The 16,587-nt window shown below is 71.5% G+C and carries 12 protein-coding genes and 1 pseudogene; 3 read left to right on the forward strand and 10 right to left on the reverse strand.

Annotated features, from left to right (window positions below):
• The first annotated feature begins 11 nt into the window (after nucleotides 1-11).
• A complete protein-coding gene (locus ACH4S9_RS28555) occupies nucleotides 12-947 on the forward strand; it encodes a LysR family transcriptional regulator (RefSeq protein ID WP_398374398.1) in 936 nt (311 codons plus the stop codon).
• Nucleotides 948-1,105: 158 nt separating this feature from the next.
• Here the strand turns inward: ACH4S9_RS28555 and ACH4S9_RS28560 are convergent, their stop codons facing one another.
• A complete protein-coding gene (locus tag ACH4S9_RS28560) occupies nucleotides 1,106-2,620 on the reverse strand; it encodes an MFS transporter (RefSeq protein ID WP_311723310.1) in 1,515 nt (504 codons plus the stop codon).
• 200 nt (nucleotides 2,621-2,820) lie between these two features.
• Here ACH4S9_RS28560 and ACH4S9_RS28565 point away from each other — a divergent pair, with 200 nt between their 5' ends.
• Entirely contained in the window at nucleotides 2,821-3,498 is a 678-nt protein-coding gene (locus ACH4S9_RS28565) for a TetR/AcrR family transcriptional regulator (RefSeq protein ID WP_385337440.1), read from the forward strand.
• A 28-nt stretch (nucleotides 3,499-3,526) separates the two neighbouring features.
• Here ACH4S9_RS28565 and ACH4S9_RS28570 read toward each other — a convergent pair whose 3' ends face one another.
• The 3 genes from ACH4S9_RS28570 to ACH4S9_RS28580 all read right to left on the reverse strand — a co-directional run bounded on the left by ACH4S9_RS28570 (nucleotide 3,527) and on the right by ACH4S9_RS28580 (nucleotide 6,697).
• Nucleotides 3,527-4,210: a DUF899 family protein gene (locus ACH4S9_RS28570; protein WP_361186361.1), complete on the reverse strand. Its 684-nt coding sequence runs from the start codon at nucleotides 4,208-4,210 to the stop codon at nucleotides 3,527-3,529.
• Nucleotides 4,211-4,361: 151 nt separating this feature from the next.
• A complete protein-coding gene (locus ACH4S9_RS28575; RefSeq protein ID WP_311723307.1) occupies nucleotides 4,362-4,985 on the reverse strand; it encodes a hypothetical protein in 624 nt (207 codons plus the stop codon).
• Complete coding sequence (locus ACH4S9_RS28580; RefSeq protein ID WP_398374399.1) at nucleotides 4,982-6,697, reverse strand: PHP domain-containing protein; 1,716 nt, start codon at nucleotides 6,695-6,697, stop codon at nucleotides 4,982-4,984. The genes ACH4S9_RS28575 and ACH4S9_RS28580 overlap by 4 nt, the downstream gene beginning before the upstream one ends.
• Nucleotides 6,698-6,946: 249 nt before the next feature.
• Between ACH4S9_RS28580 and ACH4S9_RS28585 the strand changes: the two genes are divergently transcribed.
• Nucleotides 6,947-9,736 carry a SpoIIE family protein phosphatase gene (locus tag ACH4S9_RS28585; RefSeq protein WP_311723305.1) on the forward strand — a complete coding sequence of 930 codons (2,790 nt, stop codon included), beginning with the start codon at nucleotides 6,947-6,949 and terminating at the stop codon, nucleotides 9,734-9,736.
• A gap of 15 nt (nucleotides 9,737-9,751) precedes the next feature.
• Here the strand turns inward: ACH4S9_RS28585 and ACH4S9_RS28590 are convergent, their stop codons facing one another.
• From ACH4S9_RS28590 to ACH4S9_RS28615, 6 genes and pseudogenes are all read right to left on the reverse strand, one after another.
• Nucleotides 9,752-10,861 (reverse strand): hypothetical protein, encoded by a 1,110-nt coding sequence (locus ACH4S9_RS28590; protein ID WP_398374401.1) that lies wholly within the window; start codon nucleotides 10,859-10,861, stop codon nucleotides 9,752-9,754.
• Nucleotides 10,862-10,876: 15 nt separating this feature from the next.
• Nucleotides 10,877-13,468: a hypothetical protein gene (locus tag ACH4S9_RS28595; protein WP_398374402.1), complete on the reverse strand. Its 2,592-nt coding sequence runs from the start codon at nucleotides 13,466-13,468 to the stop codon at nucleotides 10,877-10,879.
• A gap of 239 nt (nucleotides 13,469-13,707) precedes the next feature.
• On the reverse strand, nucleotides 13,708-14,139 hold the full coding sequence (locus ACH4S9_RS28600) for an IclR family transcriptional regulator C-terminal domain-containing protein (protein ID WP_398374447.1): 432 nt from the start codon (nucleotides 14,137-14,139) through the stop codon (nucleotides 13,708-13,710).
• A gap of 114 nt (nucleotides 14,140-14,253) precedes the next feature.
• A pseudogene (locus ACH4S9_RS28605) lies at nucleotides 14,254-14,448 on the reverse strand (helix-turn-helix domain-containing protein); the annotation flags it as partial.
• Nucleotides 14,449-14,601: 153 nt separating this feature from the next.
• Nucleotides 14,602-15,210 (reverse strand): hypothetical protein, encoded by a 609-nt coding sequence (locus ACH4S9_RS28610; protein WP_358844828.1) that lies wholly within the window; start codon nucleotides 15,208-15,210, stop codon nucleotides 14,602-14,604.
• Between the two features lie 99 nt (nucleotides 15,211-15,309).
• The gene (locus ACH4S9_RS28615) at nucleotides 15,310-16,500 is read right to left on the reverse strand and encodes an alginate lyase family protein (RefSeq protein WP_385337423.1); all 1,191 of its coding nucleotides are present in this window, start codon (nucleotides 16,498-16,500) and stop codon (nucleotides 15,310-15,312) included.
• Nucleotides 16,501-16,587 lie beyond the last annotated feature (87 nt).

Raw genomic sequence — 16,587 nt, forward strand, 5'->3', positions numbered from 1 at the left:
AAAGTGGCCTTATGCCTCTCTCGCCGCGCGTCAGCGACCTGACCTCCTTCGACCTGCTGCTGTCGGTGGCGCGGCTGGGAAGTGTCGGCGCGGCCGCCCGGGCGCATGACATCACCCAGCCGGCCGCGAGCTCACGCCTGAGCCACCTGGAGCGCAAGCTGGGTCTGCGGTTGCTCGACCGCTCGCCGCGCGGCTCGCGGCTGACCGAGCACGGCGCGCTGGTGGCGGACTGGGCCCGGGAGGCCGTGGAGGCGGCCGCGGCCATGGACGCGGGCGTGCTCTCGCTGCGGGACGGCGCGCACAGCCGGCTGCGGGTGGCGGCCAGCCTGACGGTGGCCGAGTATCTGCTGCCGCACTGGCTGGTGGCGTTGCAGACCACGGCCTCGGACGCCGCCGTGGCGCTGACCGCGGGGAACTCCGACGACGTGGCCCAGGCGGTGCTCGACGACCGGGCCGACCTGGGATTCGTCGAGGGCCCGCAGATCCCCCGGGGCCTGAGCGGTCAGCGGATCGCGCGGGACGAGCTGACCGTGATCGTGGCCCGCGGCCACCCGTGGGCCCGGCGCCGCTCGGGCATCACCCCCGAGGAGCTGGCCGCCACGCCGCTGGTGAGCCGGGAGCGCGGCTCGGGCACCCGCCGCTATCTCGAACGCGCCGTCGGCGCCAGGACGCGCACCCCGCTGGCGGCCCCGCTGCTGGAGCTGCCCTCCACCACAGCGATCAAGACGGCCGTGGCCGAGGGCGTCGCCCCCGCCGTGCTCAGCTCTCTGGCCGTGGCCGCCGACCTGGCCAGCCGCACCGTGGTCGCCGTGCCCGTCCAGGGCCTGGACCTCCGACGCGAGCTGCGCATGGTCCACATCCGCGGACGCAGGCTCCTCGGACCGGCCCTGGACCTGTGTGCCATCGCCCGCCGCAACGGCGCCGGCGCCCCGGCACACGGCCGTTGACCGGCGCCGCGTATCCGCCGCGGGGCCGGGCGAGACCCGGCCGCGAATCCTTAAGGGGGTGCGGATCGCGGCCGGGCCGATCACCCGCACCGTCCCCGTCCCCACGGGTGGTGCGGACCGGGCGCGCGCCGCTCAACGCGCGACCCGGAGCGTCGGGCCTACGCCCGTGGGGCGGTGGCCGCGTCCGAGGCCGTGGCGGGCTCGGTGGTGTCGTCCGCGGTCGGGTGCGCGGCGGCGAGCGGACGCCGGCCGGGGATGAGCGAGGCGACCGCGAAGGAGATGAGGGCGGCTCCGGCGCCGACGGCCATGACGACCTTGAAGCCGTTTTCCGAGGGCAGCGCGTGGCCGCCGAAGTCGGTGACCATCTGGGCCAGGATGACGCCCGCGACGGCACTGGCGGTGGAGGTGCCGATCGAGCGCATCAGGGTGTTGAGGCTGTTGGCGGCCGCCGTCTCGGACGGGTCCACGGCGCCCATGATGAGGGAGGGCATCGCGCCGTAGGCGAAGCCGACACCGGCGCCGATGATGCAGGAGACCACGACGAGCTGCCAGACCTCGGACATCATCACGATGTTCAGGCCGTATCCGGCCGAGACGATCAGGGCGCCGATCATGAGGGTGATCTTCGGGCCCTTGGCCGCGGACAGGGCCGCGGACACCGGGGCGCAGGCCATCATGACCAGGCCCTGCGGGGCCATGACCAGACCGACGGCCAGCATCGACTTGCCCAGACCGTAGCCGGTCGCCTCAGGCAACTGGAGGAGCTGCGGCAGGACGAGGGACATCGCGAACATCGAGAAGCCGAAGGCCATCGAGGCGATGTTGGTCACCAGGACCTGGCGGCGCGCGGTGGCGCGCAGGTCGACCAGGGGTTCGGCGATCCGGAGCTCGTAGCGGCCCCAGCCCGCCAGGACGGCGACGGCGGCGATGAGCAGGCCGAGCGTGGTGCCGCTGCCCCAGCCCCAGTCGGCGCCCTTGGAGATCGCCAGCAGCAGACACACCAGGCCCACGGCCATGCCGACGGCGCCCACCACGTCGAACCGGCCGCCCGTGCGGACCTTGGACTCCGGGACGAGCAGGAACACGAGGGTGGTGCCGAGGGCGCCGATCACGGCCGAGGTCCAGAACAGCGCGTGCCAGTCGAAGTTGTCGGCGATGAGCGCGGCGGCGGGCAGACCGAGGGCGCCGCCGATGCCGAGGGAGGCGCTCATCATGGCGGTGGCGGTGCCCAGCCGCTCGGCCGGCAGCTCGTCGCGCATGATGCTGATGCCGAGCGGGATGACACCGGCGGCCAGGCCCTGGAGCACCCGCCCGACGATCATCGGCGTCAGCGAGTCGGACAGCGCGCACAGGACCGAGCCGCACACCAGCAGCACCAGGCTGAACAGCAGCATGCGGCGCTTGCCGTACATGTCGCCGAGCCGGCCGACGACCGGGGTGGCGACCGCGGCGGCGAGCAGGGTGGCGGTGATCGCCCAGGCGGCGTCCGCTGCCGTCGCGTTCAGCAGCGTCGGGAGCTTGGGGATGATCGGGATCACCACGGTCTGCATCAGCGAGACCACGATGCCGGCGAAGGCCAGCACCGCCACGACGACATTCGGTTTCGGCGGGGCGGACTCCCCGCTCGCGGTGGACTGCCCGCTTCCGGCGGGCTGGGCGAGGGCGTCGGGCATGGCGAAGGGCCTCCGGAGGCGGAAATCGACAGACCAGCTGACTGCCGGACTCGTTATTTTAAATCACTCGACTGAGTTAAAGTGACTGTAGCAGACGGTGCGCCGGTCAGTAGGCTGTCGGCCTTGCCTCGCCGCCCAGGGGAGGACCTGCGGCGGGCTTCGGGACCGGCCGCCGCGGGGCACGCCGCGGTCCCGGTGAGGTGGTGGACATGCCCGGCAGAAGGGTCCGTGAGGAGCAGGTCGAGGCGACCCGTGAGGCGATCCTCGACGCCGCGGAGCGGCTGTTCGCCGAGTACGGGGTGCACACGGTCTCCAACCGTCAGATCAGCATCGCCGCGGGCCAGGGCAACACCGGCGCCGTCGGCTACCACTTCGGCACGAAGACCGACCTGGTCCGGGCGATCGCCCGCAGACACACGGCGGTCATCGCGGAGATCCGCGCCCGCATCCTGGCCGAGTCCGGCGAGTTCACCTGTGTCCGGGACTGGGCGGCCTCCTCGGTGCGCCCCGTCATCGAACACCTGGCCTCCCTGGGGACCCCCACCTGGTTCGCCCGGTTCAACGCCCAGGTGTCGGCCGATCCGGCGCTGTTCCAGATCGTGGTCGAGGACTCCCTCATGTCCTCGTCACCGCAACAGCTGCGGGACCTCCTCGACCGGTTCCTCCCGGACCTGCCGCCCGAGGTGATCACCATGCGCATGCTGATGGCGCGCCATCTGATCGTGCAGATGTGCGTCGAGACCGAGCGGGCCCTGGCCGAGGGCGCCCCCGCCACCCGGCTCAACTGGGACGACACCGCCACCGACCTGACCGACGCGATCGCCGCGCTGTGGGAGGCCCCCGTCTCCCGTCACCCGGCCCACCCGCGGCCGGCGTGACGCACGCGGCGCGCGGGCGGGACACCGCTCAGTAGTCCAGCCGCGGGAACCAGTCGTCCCGGCCGCCCGGTGTCAGATCGAGAAGATGCCAGACGGGGGCGAGGAGGTCGATGCCCCGCTGCTCGATGTCCTCGGCCATGCGCGGGTGGGCGGAGTAGCGGTGGCGGACCGTGCCGTCGCCGTCCCGGGTGAACACGGAGATGGTGGAGTCCTGCTCGCCGTCCTTGTCCTCACTGCCCAGGTCGTACTTGAAGGTGCTGTCCCCGCAGCTCAGCAGGCGCAGCCGGGACCAGCCGCGGTTGCGGGCGTGCTCCCGCAGGGTGGCCGGGTCGGCGGCCGCGGCGACGGCGAAGTCGGCGTTCCGGGCGATGTGGTGGGCGACGCCGTTGAAGCCGTCGACCCACAGGGTGCACATCGGACACGGCTCGGTCTGCCGCTTTCCGTACATCAGGTGGTAGACGATCAGCGGCCGGTCCGGGGCGGTGAACAGCTCGCTCAGGGAGGTCTTGCGGACGGGGGCGTCGCCCGTGTCCAGGTCGGCGGGGCCCTCGAGGAAGACGTAGTCGTCGACCGGCGGCCCCGCGGGAAGCGCCCGCCGCCGGGCCGCGACCTCCTCGCGGTGGCGCATGAGCTCGATCTCGGCGAGGCGGAGCTCTTCGCGGGCGGCGAGGTAGTCGGCGGACTCATCGGGCAGTCGGGTCTGCCGCAGCATCGCATCCTCCTGGGTGGGAAGCCCCCGAAGGATTCGAGTCTATGGCGCTCCCGGGGTGCGCAGACGGCGATAAATAGTGTGCCAAGCGAGAAAAGTGCAGGTCAGGAGGGCAACGGCCCGGGAGGTGGGCTTGCTCCAGCAGGGAGCCCCGTCAGGCGTGGTCGGCGCAGCAGGGCGTGGGATTCGGGACTTCGAACGGCGCCAGCGCCCTGTCGGCGGCCGGCACCAGGGCGAGGGTGAGCCGCCCGTCCCGCCACTCGGGCCGTACGTGGTCGCGCGTGAGCACCGGCGTGGCGGGGTCGGGCCCCTGGCCGTCCGCCGCCGGTGCGCCGACCACGGTGACCCGGTCGATGGCGGTCAGGGCGAGCAGGTCGGCCACGGTGACCGTGCCGGTGAGGTGTTCCACTCCGGGATAGACCACGGCCCGCCCGCCCCTGCGGTGGGCGTGCTCCGCGGCGGCCAGCGCGGCCGTACGGACGGCCTGGTCCGCGCCGTACGAGCGCTCCCGCAGGACCGCGCCCACGTCCGCGCTCTCCCCTCCGGCGATGCGCTCCCACACGGCCTCGGCCGTGGCGGCGTCGGGCAGGGCGAACGAGACGGCGGTGGAGCGGCGCTCGTCGGTGCGGATCAGATGGGTGCAGGCGATCGTGCCCGGTGCGAGGCCGAGGTGGTCCAGCAGATCGTGGATCAGATGGTCGGCCGCGCGCAGGTTCGCCGACCCGGCGTCCACCCCGATGAGGAGGTGGACGCCGGGCACGACGTGTGGTGCGGTCATGCGGGCAGGACCCACATGGGGTTGGAGTAGAACCACAGGTCCTTCCACGGATCGGCGTCCCCGATCACGTCCATCGCCGGTCCGGCCGGGTCGACGGCGGCACCGCGAAGGCCGACGGCGGAGCGGTTGCCGTCGGTGCCGCGCAGCCGCACGTACACCGGCTTGTCCACGCGGCCCAGGGAGTAGGTCAGGCGCACCGAGCCGGTGGACTTGTTCACCTCGAAGGACTTCACGACCTTGGTGTCCGGGGTGGTGAAGGTGTCCTTGTCGGAGACCGGGCCGGTGACATCGCCCTGGATGACGTCCACCCGGGCCAGCTTCGGCACGAACTGTGCCCAGTTGGGCCCGTTGGCCAGGCTGATCTCCATGACCAGGTCGACCTGGGCGCCACGGCGCACATGCAGCACATTGCCGAGGGTGATCGCGCGGCTGCCGGAGCGCAGCTGGGCGTTCAGGCCGCTGATGAGCCCGCCGTGGTCAACCCAGACACGTCCGGCGCGGATGCCGTCCATCACCGCCTTGTAGGCGAAGGAGGCGGCGCCGACGTGGGTACGGGAGTACTGGCCCGGCCAGAAGTCGGTGTCGGTGAGGCCCAGGCCGCCGCCGTAGACCGGGTCGTTGTAGCGGCCGTTGGCGTTGAAGTCGCTGTTCGGGCCGCGCACGGCGGTGTCGGCGTAGACGTTGTGGGAGTCGGAGTTGGCCGTGATCCACCAGGGCTTGCCCTCGGCGAGCAGGCTGTCCCACAGACCGCCGACGGTGGCGGTCATCCAGTCGAAGCCGCCCCAGGTGCGGTAGCTCTCCAGCGGGTAGCCGCCGAAGGAGTCGGCGCCGGGGCTGTTGTCGTAGATGCCGCGGGCCCCGCCGGGGCCGGTCGGGGCGGGCAGACCGGCGGCCTGGTGGCCGGGGGCGCCCTCCATGCCGACGGCGATGGTCGGCTGGGCGTCGCGCCAGGCGCGGATCTCGTGCGGGGAGTCGATGCCCTTGCGCGCGGGGTGGTTGGCCAGGAACAGGATGTCCTTCACCCTGCGGCGCTGGACCTGCTCGGCGAGGAAGTTGACGCCCGCGATGGCCAGCGCCTCGTTCGCGGGGGTGTTGGAGCTCGCCTTCTTCACCGAGCCGTCGAAGGAGTTCTCGAACTCCTTCAACACCGCCACCTCGTTCTTGCCGGGGTGGACGAAGACGGTGCCGTGTTCGGCGGCCGGGATGTTCCACTCCAGGCCCTGGAAGACGAGGGTGTCGTCGATCTGGTCGCGGGCGGCGACGATGTCCGGGTTGACCTTCTCCACGCCGATCTTGGCGTGCGTCTCGCTGCCGTGGTCGGTGATGACCATCCAGTCGAGGCCGTGGGCGTTCGCCTGGCGTACGTGGTCGATGACCCGGTACTTGGCGTCGGAGCTGTACTGGGTGTGGATGTGGTGGTCGCCGGCCAGCCACAGGTATCCGCCGGAGCGCTCGCTCCCGGAGGCTGCCGACGCGGATGTCGCGGCCGCGGGGGCCGCGGCGGCCTGGCCCGCGCCGCCGAGGACGCTGCCCGCCGCGAGGCCCGCCCCGAGCAGGCCGGTACGGCGCAGCATGGAGCGCCGTGACAGCTGGCTGGGGGTCAGTGCCTCGTCCGGGACGGACATGTCGAGGGCGGGCGGCAGGGACGACGCGTCGCCGCTCGTGTGGTGGTGATGGTGGTGACCGTGGTCGTGTCTGTGACCGTGGCTCATGCTCAACTCCCGCTGGCGCAGGGACGTACAGGCTGGGACGGGGCAGATTCTGCGAAGCCTGCGTGAACGGGGGAGGACCGACCGGTGGTGCGGTGAGGAACTGCTGATGTGCGGCGAGCGCACACTCGGTGCCGGTGGCCGCTCTCGGCGCCGGCGGGGCCCGGGCGGCCGTCTGAGCCAGGTCGGGGCCGTTTTCGGGGTGGATATGGCACTGTCGGATAAAGAGGAATGAATGTTATAAAGGCCGACATGACAGCAGCTGCTCGCAAAGCCTGGCGTCGCCGCAGGCCGAGCGGGCCCCCAGCCCTGCACACGTCGTCCCCGAGACGGCGGGCCTCGCTGCTGCGCGGCTCGAGCGTGGCCGGGCAGGTCTTCGTCCTGGAGTTCTTGCTGGTGGTGGCGCTGGTCGCGATAGCCGTGGTGGCGATGGTGCTCAGCGCCCGGACCCAGGTCACGGCGGACGCCCGCCACCGTGCCCGTGCCGTCGCCGCCGCGTTCGCCCAGTCCCCCGGCGTGGCCGAGGCCATGACCAGGGGCAATCCCACCGCGGTGCTTCAGCCGCGCGCCGAGGCGGCCAGAAAGACCTCCGGTGTCGACAGCGTCGTGGTGTTCAACACCCGGGGGATCCGCCTCACCCACCCCCAGCCGGAACTGATCGGCAAGCGGATCGTCGGGCCCGCCGCGCAGATCCGGAAGGAGCTGGCGGGCCAGCCGATCACCGAGACCTTCCACGCGAGCCAGGGCCGCTCCGTGATCTCCGCGTTTCCCGTCACCGGGCCCGGCGGGAAGTTCCTGGGCGGGGTGTCGGTCGGCGTCAAGATCAAGAGTGTGAACAGCGAGGTGGACCAGCGGCTGCCGGTTCTGCTCGGCGCCGCCGGCGGGACACTCGTCGTGGCCGCGGGTGGCACCACCCTGGTGAGCCGGCGGGTGCGGCGCCAGACCCACGGCTTGGCGCCCGCGGAGATGACCCGCATGTACGAGCACCACGACGCGGTGCTGCACGCGGTCCGCGAGGGTGTGCTGATCCTCGACGGGGACGGCCGGCTCCTGCTGGTCAACGACGAGGCCCGGCGCCTTCTCCAGCTGGCCCCGGACATCGAGCGGCGCCACGTCTCCGAACTGGGCCTCGAGCCACATCTGGAAAAGCTGCTGGCCTCGGGGCGGACCGTCAGCGACGAGGTCCACCCGAGCGGGACCCGGCTGCTGGCGGTCAACATCCGGTCCACCGGCGACGCCGGCACCCCCACCGGGACGGTGGCGACACTGCGGGACACCACCGAACTCCGCGTGGTCGCCGGCCGCGCCGAGGTGGCGCGCGAGCGGCTCGAGCTGCTCTACGACGCCGGTGTACGGATCGGCTCCACCCTGGAGCTGACCGGGACCGCGGAGGCGCTGGCGGAAGTGGCCGTCCCCCGCTTCGCCGACGTCGTCACCGTGGAACTGCTGGATCCGGTGGAGCGCGGCGAGGAGCCGTCGCCACCACACGAGGCCGAGGTACTGCGCCGCACCGCGGTCGGCGGGGTCCCCGAGGGACACCCCCTCTTCCGCCAGGGCGAGCAGGCCACCTACGCCCCGTCCGCCCCGCAGCTCCAGGCCCTTCGGACCGGGCAGGCGGTGCTCCGGACCGATCTGAGCGACACCTCCGGGTGGCCCGCGGGGTACGGCCCCGAGGCCCTGCGTCTCCTCGACCACGGCATGCGCTCCCTGATCACGGTGCCCCTGCGCTACCGCGGTGTCACCCTGGGCCTGGCCAACTTCTGGCGGACACGGCGCAGCGAGCTGTTCGAGGACGACGATGTGGCGATCGCCGGGGAGCTGGCCGCGCGGACCGCGGTGTGCGTCGACAACGCCCGCCGCTTCACCCGCGAACACGCCATGGTCGTCACGCTGCGGCGCAATCTGCTGCCCTACGACCTGCCCGAGCAGGACGCCGTGGAGGTGGCCTCGCGCTATCTGCCCGCGCAGGCGGGCGGGGGCGGCGGCTGGTTCGACGTGATTCCGCTCCCGGGCGCCCGGGTCGCGCTCGTCGTCGGCTCGGCGGTCGGACAGGGTCTCCACGCCACGGCCACCATGGGCCGGCTGCGCACCGCGGTCCAGAACTTCTCGGCCCTGGACCTGCCGCCCGACGAGGTCCTCTCCCTCCTGGACGAGCTGGTCACCCGGGTCGACCTCGAACGCGGGCCCAGCGCCGACTCCTCGAGCATCGCCGGCTCCACCTGTCTGTACGCCATCTACGACCCGGTGGCGGGCCACTGCACCGTGGCCCGCGCGGGCCACCCGGCCCCGGCCCTCCTCGGCCCCGACGGCACCGTGGACATTCCCGAGGTACCGCTGGGCCCGCCCCTCGGCAAGGGCCGGGAACCCGTCGAGACCGCCGAGTTCTCCCTGCCCGACGCGACCAGCCTGATCCTGCACACCCACGGACTTCTCGCCCACGACGACCAGGACCGGGACACCAGCCTGCGCACGCTGCGCCACGTGCTGGCCACCGCCCCGGACCGCAGCCCCGAGGAGACATGCCGCAGCCTGCTGGACAATGTGCTGCCGCCCCGCCCCGCCGACGACGTCGCCCTGCTCGTCGCCCGCACCCGGCTGCTCGACCCCAAACACGTGGCCGAGTGGGAGGTGCCCTTCGATCCGGCGGCGGTGGCGCCGCTGCGGGCCGAGTGCGGTCGGCACATCGAGGCCTGGGGCCTGGAAGAGGCCGCTTTCAACGCCGAGCTGATCATCAGCGAACTGATCACCAACGCCATCCGGTACGGCGTCCCGCCCGTACGGCTGCGGCTGCTGCACGGCCGCACCCTGATCTGCGAGGTCTCCGACGGCAGCAGCACCGCCCCCCACCTGCGGCGGGCCAGAACCACCGACGAAGGCGGCCGGGGCCTGTTCCTGGTTTCCCAGTTCGCCCAGCGCTGGGGCACCCGCTACACGACCCGCGGCAAGGTCATCTGGGCCGAGCAGGCCCTGCACGACACCCCGGCGGGAGACGACGCCACGGGCGACAGCCTGCTCGGCCAGTGGGATGTGGCGGACTGGTGAGCCGACCGGTGAGCGCTACGCCGGTTTCGGGCTGAGCACCAGGTGGCGGCCGAGGGCCGACAGCCATCTGGCCGCGGTCTCCAGCGCCGTGGGCAGGGCGGCGGCGCGCGCGGCGAGCGCGGCGGCGCCCACCTCCCCGGCCTCGGCCGCCACCCCCGCCCCCGCGCCCGCCCCCGCTTCGGCCAGGCCCGTCCCGAGCGCCGCCGCGCCCAGTTCCAGGCCCGCGACCACCGGCAGCAGCTCGACGGCGAGCAGCGCCAGCAGCCCGACGCCCATGAGCGCGGCGGCCATCCGGAGCGCGTCCCGGTCCCGGGGCATCCGGCCCAGGTACTCCTCGTTCAGCCACGGGGTCAGGGTCACCCCGTACGGGGTGCGGGCGGCCTGCCGGCGGCGTTTCTCCTCGTCGATCAGCTTGCGCACCACCGGCAGCTCCGAGCCGTAGGGCATGCGGTGGATCTCGTACAGCAGCAGCCCGTCGATCCCGTAGGGCCAGTTGCGGTTGAACGTCGGCTGGAAGCAGATCCACTCGATGTACTTGTTGCCCTGCTCGTCGGTGGACGGCGGCAGTGGGACGATGCGCTGGTACATGGGCGTCGGCCGCCACTTCGAGGGACCTGCCTGGACGCTGTACGAGGTCAGGCTGAAGCCCTCCTTGATGTCGGGGTCCAGCCCGCGGATGATCTGCTCGAACTTGTTCAGCTTGTAGCCGATGTCGTCCCTGAGCGTGGCCACCGCCTGATCCGCCGTGGAGACCTCCAGCAGCTCCAGCACGATCGGACCGGCCTGCGGCGGTCTCGCGCAGAACCCGAGGATGTCCGGACGCAGCTGCCCGCCGGCCTTGTGGTCCCTGCGGAACTCCCGGAACAGCCGGTTCAGCAACCGGTCCGGTCCCGTCATGTGGGTGAGCAGACGCGTGTACTCGTTCTCGGTCAGCACGAACGACGCTTCGGGATAGCGGAATTTGAAGTCGGGGTAGAAGTAGCCGAACATGGCCCCCTGGGCCCACTGCCACTCCATGGTGTTCTGCTCACCCTTCGCGGTGCCGCGTACGCGCCCCGCGTCCCGGGTGAAGTTGCCCTCGCCGGGGCAGATCGTGACCTGCTGAGTGTCGAGCCGGGAGGCCATGCGCGGCGACGCCCTTCAGGAGATGGCCGAGAGGTTGCTGGTGACCGCGATGTCCGTGCCCGAAGTCGGGGTGTATTCGGCCCACTCGGCGATCAGCTCACCCTTCTCCCCGGGCTGCATGACCGGGAACGGCGCGGTCGGGGACCCGGTGTGCGCCTGGTCGAGCCGGGCGACCTCGATGTGCGTGCCGTCGGGGACCCTGGTGACCGTCTGGGCCTCCTGGCTGTGTTCCAGACCGTGGACCGCGCCGATGACGACCTGGGCACCGACCACGAACCCGGAGCTGGAGGCGACGGGGATGGAGACCGGCCGGGCGGACGGGCCCACCGAGGCGGCCGAGGTGGTGAAGACCGCGTCCTCCAGCCTGGTCGCGGTCCGTCCCGGGTTCGCGGGCGGGATCCCCGGGTAGTTGCGGTCGTCGTAGGCGGCGATCTCCTGCGCGATGGTCCAGTACTGCGAGGGGTTCTCGGGGGCGTTCGGGTCGTCGATGACACCGTTCTCGACGAAGTTCACCCACCGCGTCTCCCAACCGCGCCGGATGGTGAGCACCACCCGCGCGCTGCCCGCCCGCAGAAACGCCTGCCGGTTGGCGTCGGGGTGCTCGATCTCGCGGATGAAACGCCAGCTCTGCGGGAGGTCCCAGAAGTACGAGTAGAGGAAGCTCACCACGTTCTCCCACTCGATGGCCTGGTTGACGAAGCGTACGACGTCCTCGTACTGGCGGACCGTCGTCCACAGCGTGGAGTCCGGGCCGATGGTGTCCCCCTCGAATCCCGTGCCGTGCGCCACATCCACCTTGGCCGCCACGAAGGCGTCGAGAACGTCCTTCGGCATGCTGGGGAACCTGCCGCCGAGCAGATACCGCAACACGCTCTTCATGATCTCGTCGCTCTCCTCGCGGCGCAGCGTGAGCGTGTCCACGTCGCCCAGCCGGGCCTCGAGCGCCGCGATCCGGCCGGCGATGTCCTGCTGTTCCGCGTAGTAGTTCGTCTGCGCGGCCGTGTAGAGCGCGTTCCACACATCGAACTGCCACCGCTGCATGGCGGCCCGGGTCGGCCGCACCTCCGCGGTCAGCAGCAGGGACTGGGTGGACACCTGGTCGAAGACCAGGACGAGCACCGACGTTCCGCCGGCGCCGGCCATGAAGTCGCCGCCGTCGGTGTCCCGCTTCAGCACGGTGCCGGGCTCGAAGACCCGTTCCGGGAAGGGGTCGAAGGGCAGGGTCGTGCCCTCGATGGTGAACTGGCCCAGATGGCCCGCGAAGCTCGTCATCCGGCCGCTGATCGTGATGCTCACGATCTCGTACCCGGCGGGGATGTTGAGAGGCATCCTGGTGACGCCACGGCCCTGCGGCAGCGGCCCGGTCTCCACCGCGTACGTCTGCGGGGGCAGGTCCGGGGGCGGCGGCGGGACCTGCGCGTCGTACTGGTCGGCGAGCACCAGGTAGTGCGGCGACTTGGGGGTGGGCGGGTCCGTCTCCGGCGGCTCCGGGTCGCCCTTGCGGACCTCGGCGGTGATGTCGTTGTGCGGGATGTTGAAGACGAACGGCCCGAGCTGGGCCTTCAGCGCCTCGAGCTCCGCGTAGGCGCGGCGCATCGTGGCGGCGGGCTCCGGGAGCACGACGTCATACGTCTGCCGCATCCCGTACCGGTAGAGGCGGACCCGCCACTTGCGCATCAGGCTGAAGTAGTCGATGCGGATCGGGTTGGTCGTGCTGGGATTCCGCAGCGTCCTGGTGGTGGTCTGCGAGGTCCCGGTGACCGTGGTCGTGGAGATGGTGACCTTGTGCTCCTGCCGGGCGCGGGTGGACGCCTTCTGGGTCAGGGTGGTCGCGTGCTTCCGGCTGTCGGTGGCCGACTGGGAGGCCGCGTCCTGGCCGGTGAATCCCGAGGTGACCGAGCCGGAGATGACGGGGATGCCGCCGGAGACGGTCCCGGTGATGTTGAACTGGTTGGAGTGCTGCTGCTGCGAGGCGGTCGACTGCGACAGCTCGGTGTTGTCCGTCACCCCCGTCTCGCTGAAGGTTTCCAGCGAGTCGGTGACGATCGAGCTGAACTCCTTCTTCTGGACCGACCACTCCTTGTAGGTGACGGCGGTCTCCTCCTGCGGGGCCAGGGGAATGGTGGCGACGAGCTCGCCCCGCTCGATCCCGGCCGGTGTCATCTCCAGCCGCTCCAGGTTCATCAGGCCCATCCGGGGTGCGGCGGTGTTGGCCTCGAGGCCCTTGGCCGCCACCACCGCGGTCTGGAGCGCCTGGAGCGCAGTGCCCCGCGTGGCCTGGGGCTCCTCCGCGCGCCGGCGGCGCAGGGCGACAACGGCCTCGCCGAGTTCCCGGAGCGTGTGCATGGGGACCGTGGCGAAGGCGGAGAGCGGCGCGGGGGAGAGGGAGGGCGGGGTGAGCAGGTCCCGCAGTGGCTCGATGAGCTCGGGGCGCTGGTCTCCCAGCGCGTCGGCCTCGTCGGGTCGGAGCTGGAGCCGGCGTACGAACGCGGCCTTGGCCAGGGCCTGTCCGACGGACGGGGTCTCCACGTTCAGGGGCACGAAGGTCGCTTTTTCGATCTCGCGGGTCGACTGGTCGAGCACGGGCGCCGTCGCCGGCGGAAACATCGGCGCTGTCGTCGATGATGTCGCCGGTGTTGTCGCTGACGCGGGGGTCGGTGGAGTGGTCTGTGGCATCGGAGCGGCGACGCTCGGCGCGTCCGCTCCGGACCCGGATCCCGATCCGGACTCGGGGGCAATGGTCATGGTGATCTCCACAGCGGGTGACTGCGGCCGCACTCCGGGCCACTGGACCCGACCCTCGCACAGCGGATCACCCAGCGGCACCAGTTGTGCCGCTGAGCGGATCAGCTCCCCGGGCGCCGTTGCATCGCGGCGCTGATGACCTTCCCCGTCCGTACCACCGAGGCCGCCAGCGAGGGCAGCGGCCGGTCCGGGTCCACCAGGGCGCCCAGGGCCGCGACCACCGCACCGCCCCGGCCGCGCAGGGGGACGGCGACGCAGCACACCCCGTCCATGACCTCCTGACGGTCGAGCGCGAACCCGGTCTCCCGGATCCGGGCCGCCTCCCGCGCCCATGCCCTGGACGGCGGGTCCAGGGGCAGGCTGTCGGGCGCGCCCGCCACCAGGATCTTCCCCGCGGCGGTCGTCCAGGGGAATGTCATCCCCGCCCGCATCGGCGTCACGGCGTCCAACTCGCCGGGGACCGTGCCGGCTGTCAGTGTCCGGCCCTCGCGCAGGACGAAGATCCCGACCGTGGCACCGGTGGCTCTCGACAATTCGCGGACCGGTCCGCGAGCCAGGGCCAGTGTGCCGGGGAGCGGCTGCCATCCGAGACCCAGCCGGAACATTCGCGAGCCCATTCGGAAAAGGCCATTCGACCGTTCTACCGCACCCAATTCGACGAGTTGTTCGAGAAGTCGGCGCGCGGTCGTCTTCGGTAATCCGGTCTCCGCCGCCAACTCCGTGAGCCGGGAGGGCCCGGCCCTTTCCACGGCCTCGAGCAGGGCGAACGCGCCCTCCAGAACCCCGCGTCCGCCACTCGGCACACTCGTTTCGGTCACCGCCGAGCCCGCCCTTCCCTCCACCGCTGCCGCTTTGTGCTCTCTTACGGCAAGGAAAGCTATTTTAGATACACGGGAGATAAATCCCCACTTGACAACCCGGTATTCGCGAGATCGGTGGACATACGCGGACGCCCCGGTCCGGAGGCTGATGCCCCGCGCGCGGCCGAAGGGCGATCAGGCTTTCCGACGGCGACGGGGCCGTGTCACCTCGGGCGGCGGGTCCGGCTGCCTGATCGTGTCGACGAGCCCGGCCCAGGTGTCTGCCACCGTCGCCCACGGCGGTACGTCCGTGGGGGCCGGTTCGTCGCCCAAACCGCCCACGAACAGGTACCGGTGGGCGACCGTGGTGAGATGGCCGAGGACGTCGAGGCGGTCGTCGACGAAGTGGGTGATGCCCAGGCGTGCGCAGACCGGTCCCTTGTCCGCGCGCTCCCGGACGAAGTGCAGATTCTCGGCCGGGATGCCGGTGCGGGGGAAGAACTCGTGGTGGTGCAGCCACGCGCGGGTGTTTCCGGCGACTTTCGGGCCCGCCTTGGACACGATGTGTACTCGCCCTTCGAAGGGCTCCTCCGCCAGCAGGGCGAGGGCTTCGAACACGCCTTGCACCGCCGGGGTCAGCAGGGGCTGCGAGCCGAAGAACGAGGTGTCCTCTCCGGTGGCGATCCGGTCGATGATCACCCCGCCCACGTCCACCCCGAGCGTCGGAGGTGTCGGGCGCTGTCCCGGCCCGCGGTAGGGGGCGCGCCCGCCGCCCGGCGGCCGCTGTTCTCCGGCTCGCGCCATCGCCCTCACCTCGGGTCGGCGAATGTCCTCGACCCGAGGATCGTGGCAGGCGCCGCGGCGGGAAGCCAAGCGGATTACCGCGCCGCGGGCCGGTGGCGGTCAGTTGGGGTTGTCCGCGTGGGTGAGGGTCGTCCAGGCGTTGAAGTAGTTGTCCGTGCCGGACGGCCGGTGCGCCTCGGTGTACTTCTGGGTGTTGGACATGCTGATCCCGAGCCGGTTGTGGAGGGCGTTGTAGCCGACCTCGGTGACCTTGGCGAGGCCCGTCTTGACCGAGCCGCCGCACAGCCAGGAGGGCACGGCCGTGCCGTTCTCGTAGGAGGTGTGGAAGCCCAGCGCCTGGCGCAGCCGGTCCTGGATCTTCGGATAGAGGTCCTGGCCCTGGATCCGGCTGGTCTCCGCGATGTCCGCGACGGAGGCGATGCCCCAGCCGGTGTGCCCGAAGTCACGGCAGGTCTCCTGGGCGAGGCCGTCGGCGAAGGTGCTCTGGCCCTGCCAGTACTTGATGATCTCGGCGCTGGTGTCGATGTTGCTGTTGGCGGGCGGCTTGGGCAGATCGCCGTCGCTGGTCAGATATATGTACGCCGGGACGCGGGCGAGGTACGTGCCGACCGCCTTGTCGTAGGCGGCGCGGTCCTCGATGAACACCGAGATGCCGATCGCCGCCTCGGTCATGACCAGTTCCCAGTTGCCGTTCTTGGTCGCCGCGCCGTTGATCACCTCGGGGAGGTACACCTCGCGCAGCATGGTCGCGAAGCGCCCGGCGCCCGGCCAGCCGCCGTCGTAGGTGTACTTGATGATCTCGGCGGCACGCGGCCAGGTGGATCCGGCCCAGCCGGTCTGGAGCGGGGCGTTGCTGTTGGTGTGGTCGGTGATGGTCGCGGACCACGCGTCCATGATCTCGATCGACTTCTTGGCGTATCTGCTGTCCCGGGTGAAGTACCAGGCGAGCGCGTCGGTGTAGGCCGCGATGGCGTCCTGACGCTCGTCGGTGCAGCCGTTGTTGGGGTTGGACGACGAGCCGCACTCCACGATCGCCCGCGGCTTGGCGGTGCGCGAGAGCGAGGCGTAGGAGCTGGCCAGCATGTTGTCGTACGCGGCCTTCCAGGGCTGCTGGCCGGCGTCCACCTTGGCGCGGGCGTAGTCGAGTTGGGCCCGGCTGACCAGCACGCCCGGGTGGGCGAAGGCGGCCGGCGCGGCCGTCGCCCGCGGGGCAGGGCCGGTGAACTGAAGGCTCAGCAGGCCGGCCAGCAGGGCGAGAACGGTGCACAGCGCGGTTCTGGTTCGTGCCATCCGAGGACCTCTTTCCATTCACGAATAGGAACGTGGTTCCGAATACGGACTGGATTGGCCTGGACCATAGGGAGCCTTCGTGTGCAT

Origin of the sequence: Streptomyces sp. NPDC021225, from assembly GCF_044332865.1 — a bacterium.
Classification (GTDB): Bacteria; Actinomycetota; Actinomycetes; order Streptomycetales; family Streptomycetaceae; genus Streptomyces.

Bases quoted from the DNA above. Each gene is read 5' to 3' on its own strand.
- ACH4S9_RS28615 (WP_385337423.1), bottom strand. From the start codon at position 16,500: ATGGCACGAACCAGAACCGCGCTGTGCACCGTTCTCGCCCTGCTGGCC.
- ACH4S9_RS28555 (WP_398374398.1), top strand. From the start codon at position 12: ATGCCTCTCTCGCCGCGCGTCAGCGACCTGACCTCCTTCGACCTGCTG.
- ACH4S9_RS28595 (WP_398374402.1), bottom strand. From the start codon at position 13,468: ATGTTTCCGCCGGCGACGGCGCCCGTGCTCGACCAGTCGACCCGCGAG.
- ACH4S9_RS28570 (WP_361186361.1), bottom strand. From the start codon at position 4,210: ATGCTGCGGCAGACCCGACTGCCCGATGAGTCCGCCGACTACCTCGCC.
- ACH4S9_RS28560 (WP_311723310.1), bottom strand. From the start codon at position 2,620: ATGCCCGACGCCCTCGCCCAGCCCGCCGGAAGCGGGCAGTCCACCGCG.
- ACH4S9_RS28575 (WP_311723307.1), bottom strand. From the start codon at position 4,985: ATGACCGCACCACACGTCGTGCCCGGCGTCCACCTCCTCATCGGGGTG.
- ACH4S9_RS28580 (WP_398374399.1), bottom strand. From the start codon at position 6,697: ATGAGCCACGGTCACAGACACGACCACGGTCACCACCATCACCACCAC.
- ACH4S9_RS28610 (WP_358844828.1), bottom strand. From the start codon at position 15,210: ATGGCGCGAGCCGGAGAACAGCGGCCGCCGGGCGGCGGGCGCGCCCCC.
- ACH4S9_RS28590 (WP_398374401.1), bottom strand. From the start codon at position 10,861: ATGGCCTCCCGGCTCGACACTCAGCAGGTCACGATCTGCCCCGGCGAG.
- ACH4S9_RS28585 (WP_311723305.1), top strand. From the start codon at position 6,947: ATGACAGCAGCTGCTCGCAAAGCCTGGCGTCGCCGCAGGCCGAGCGGG.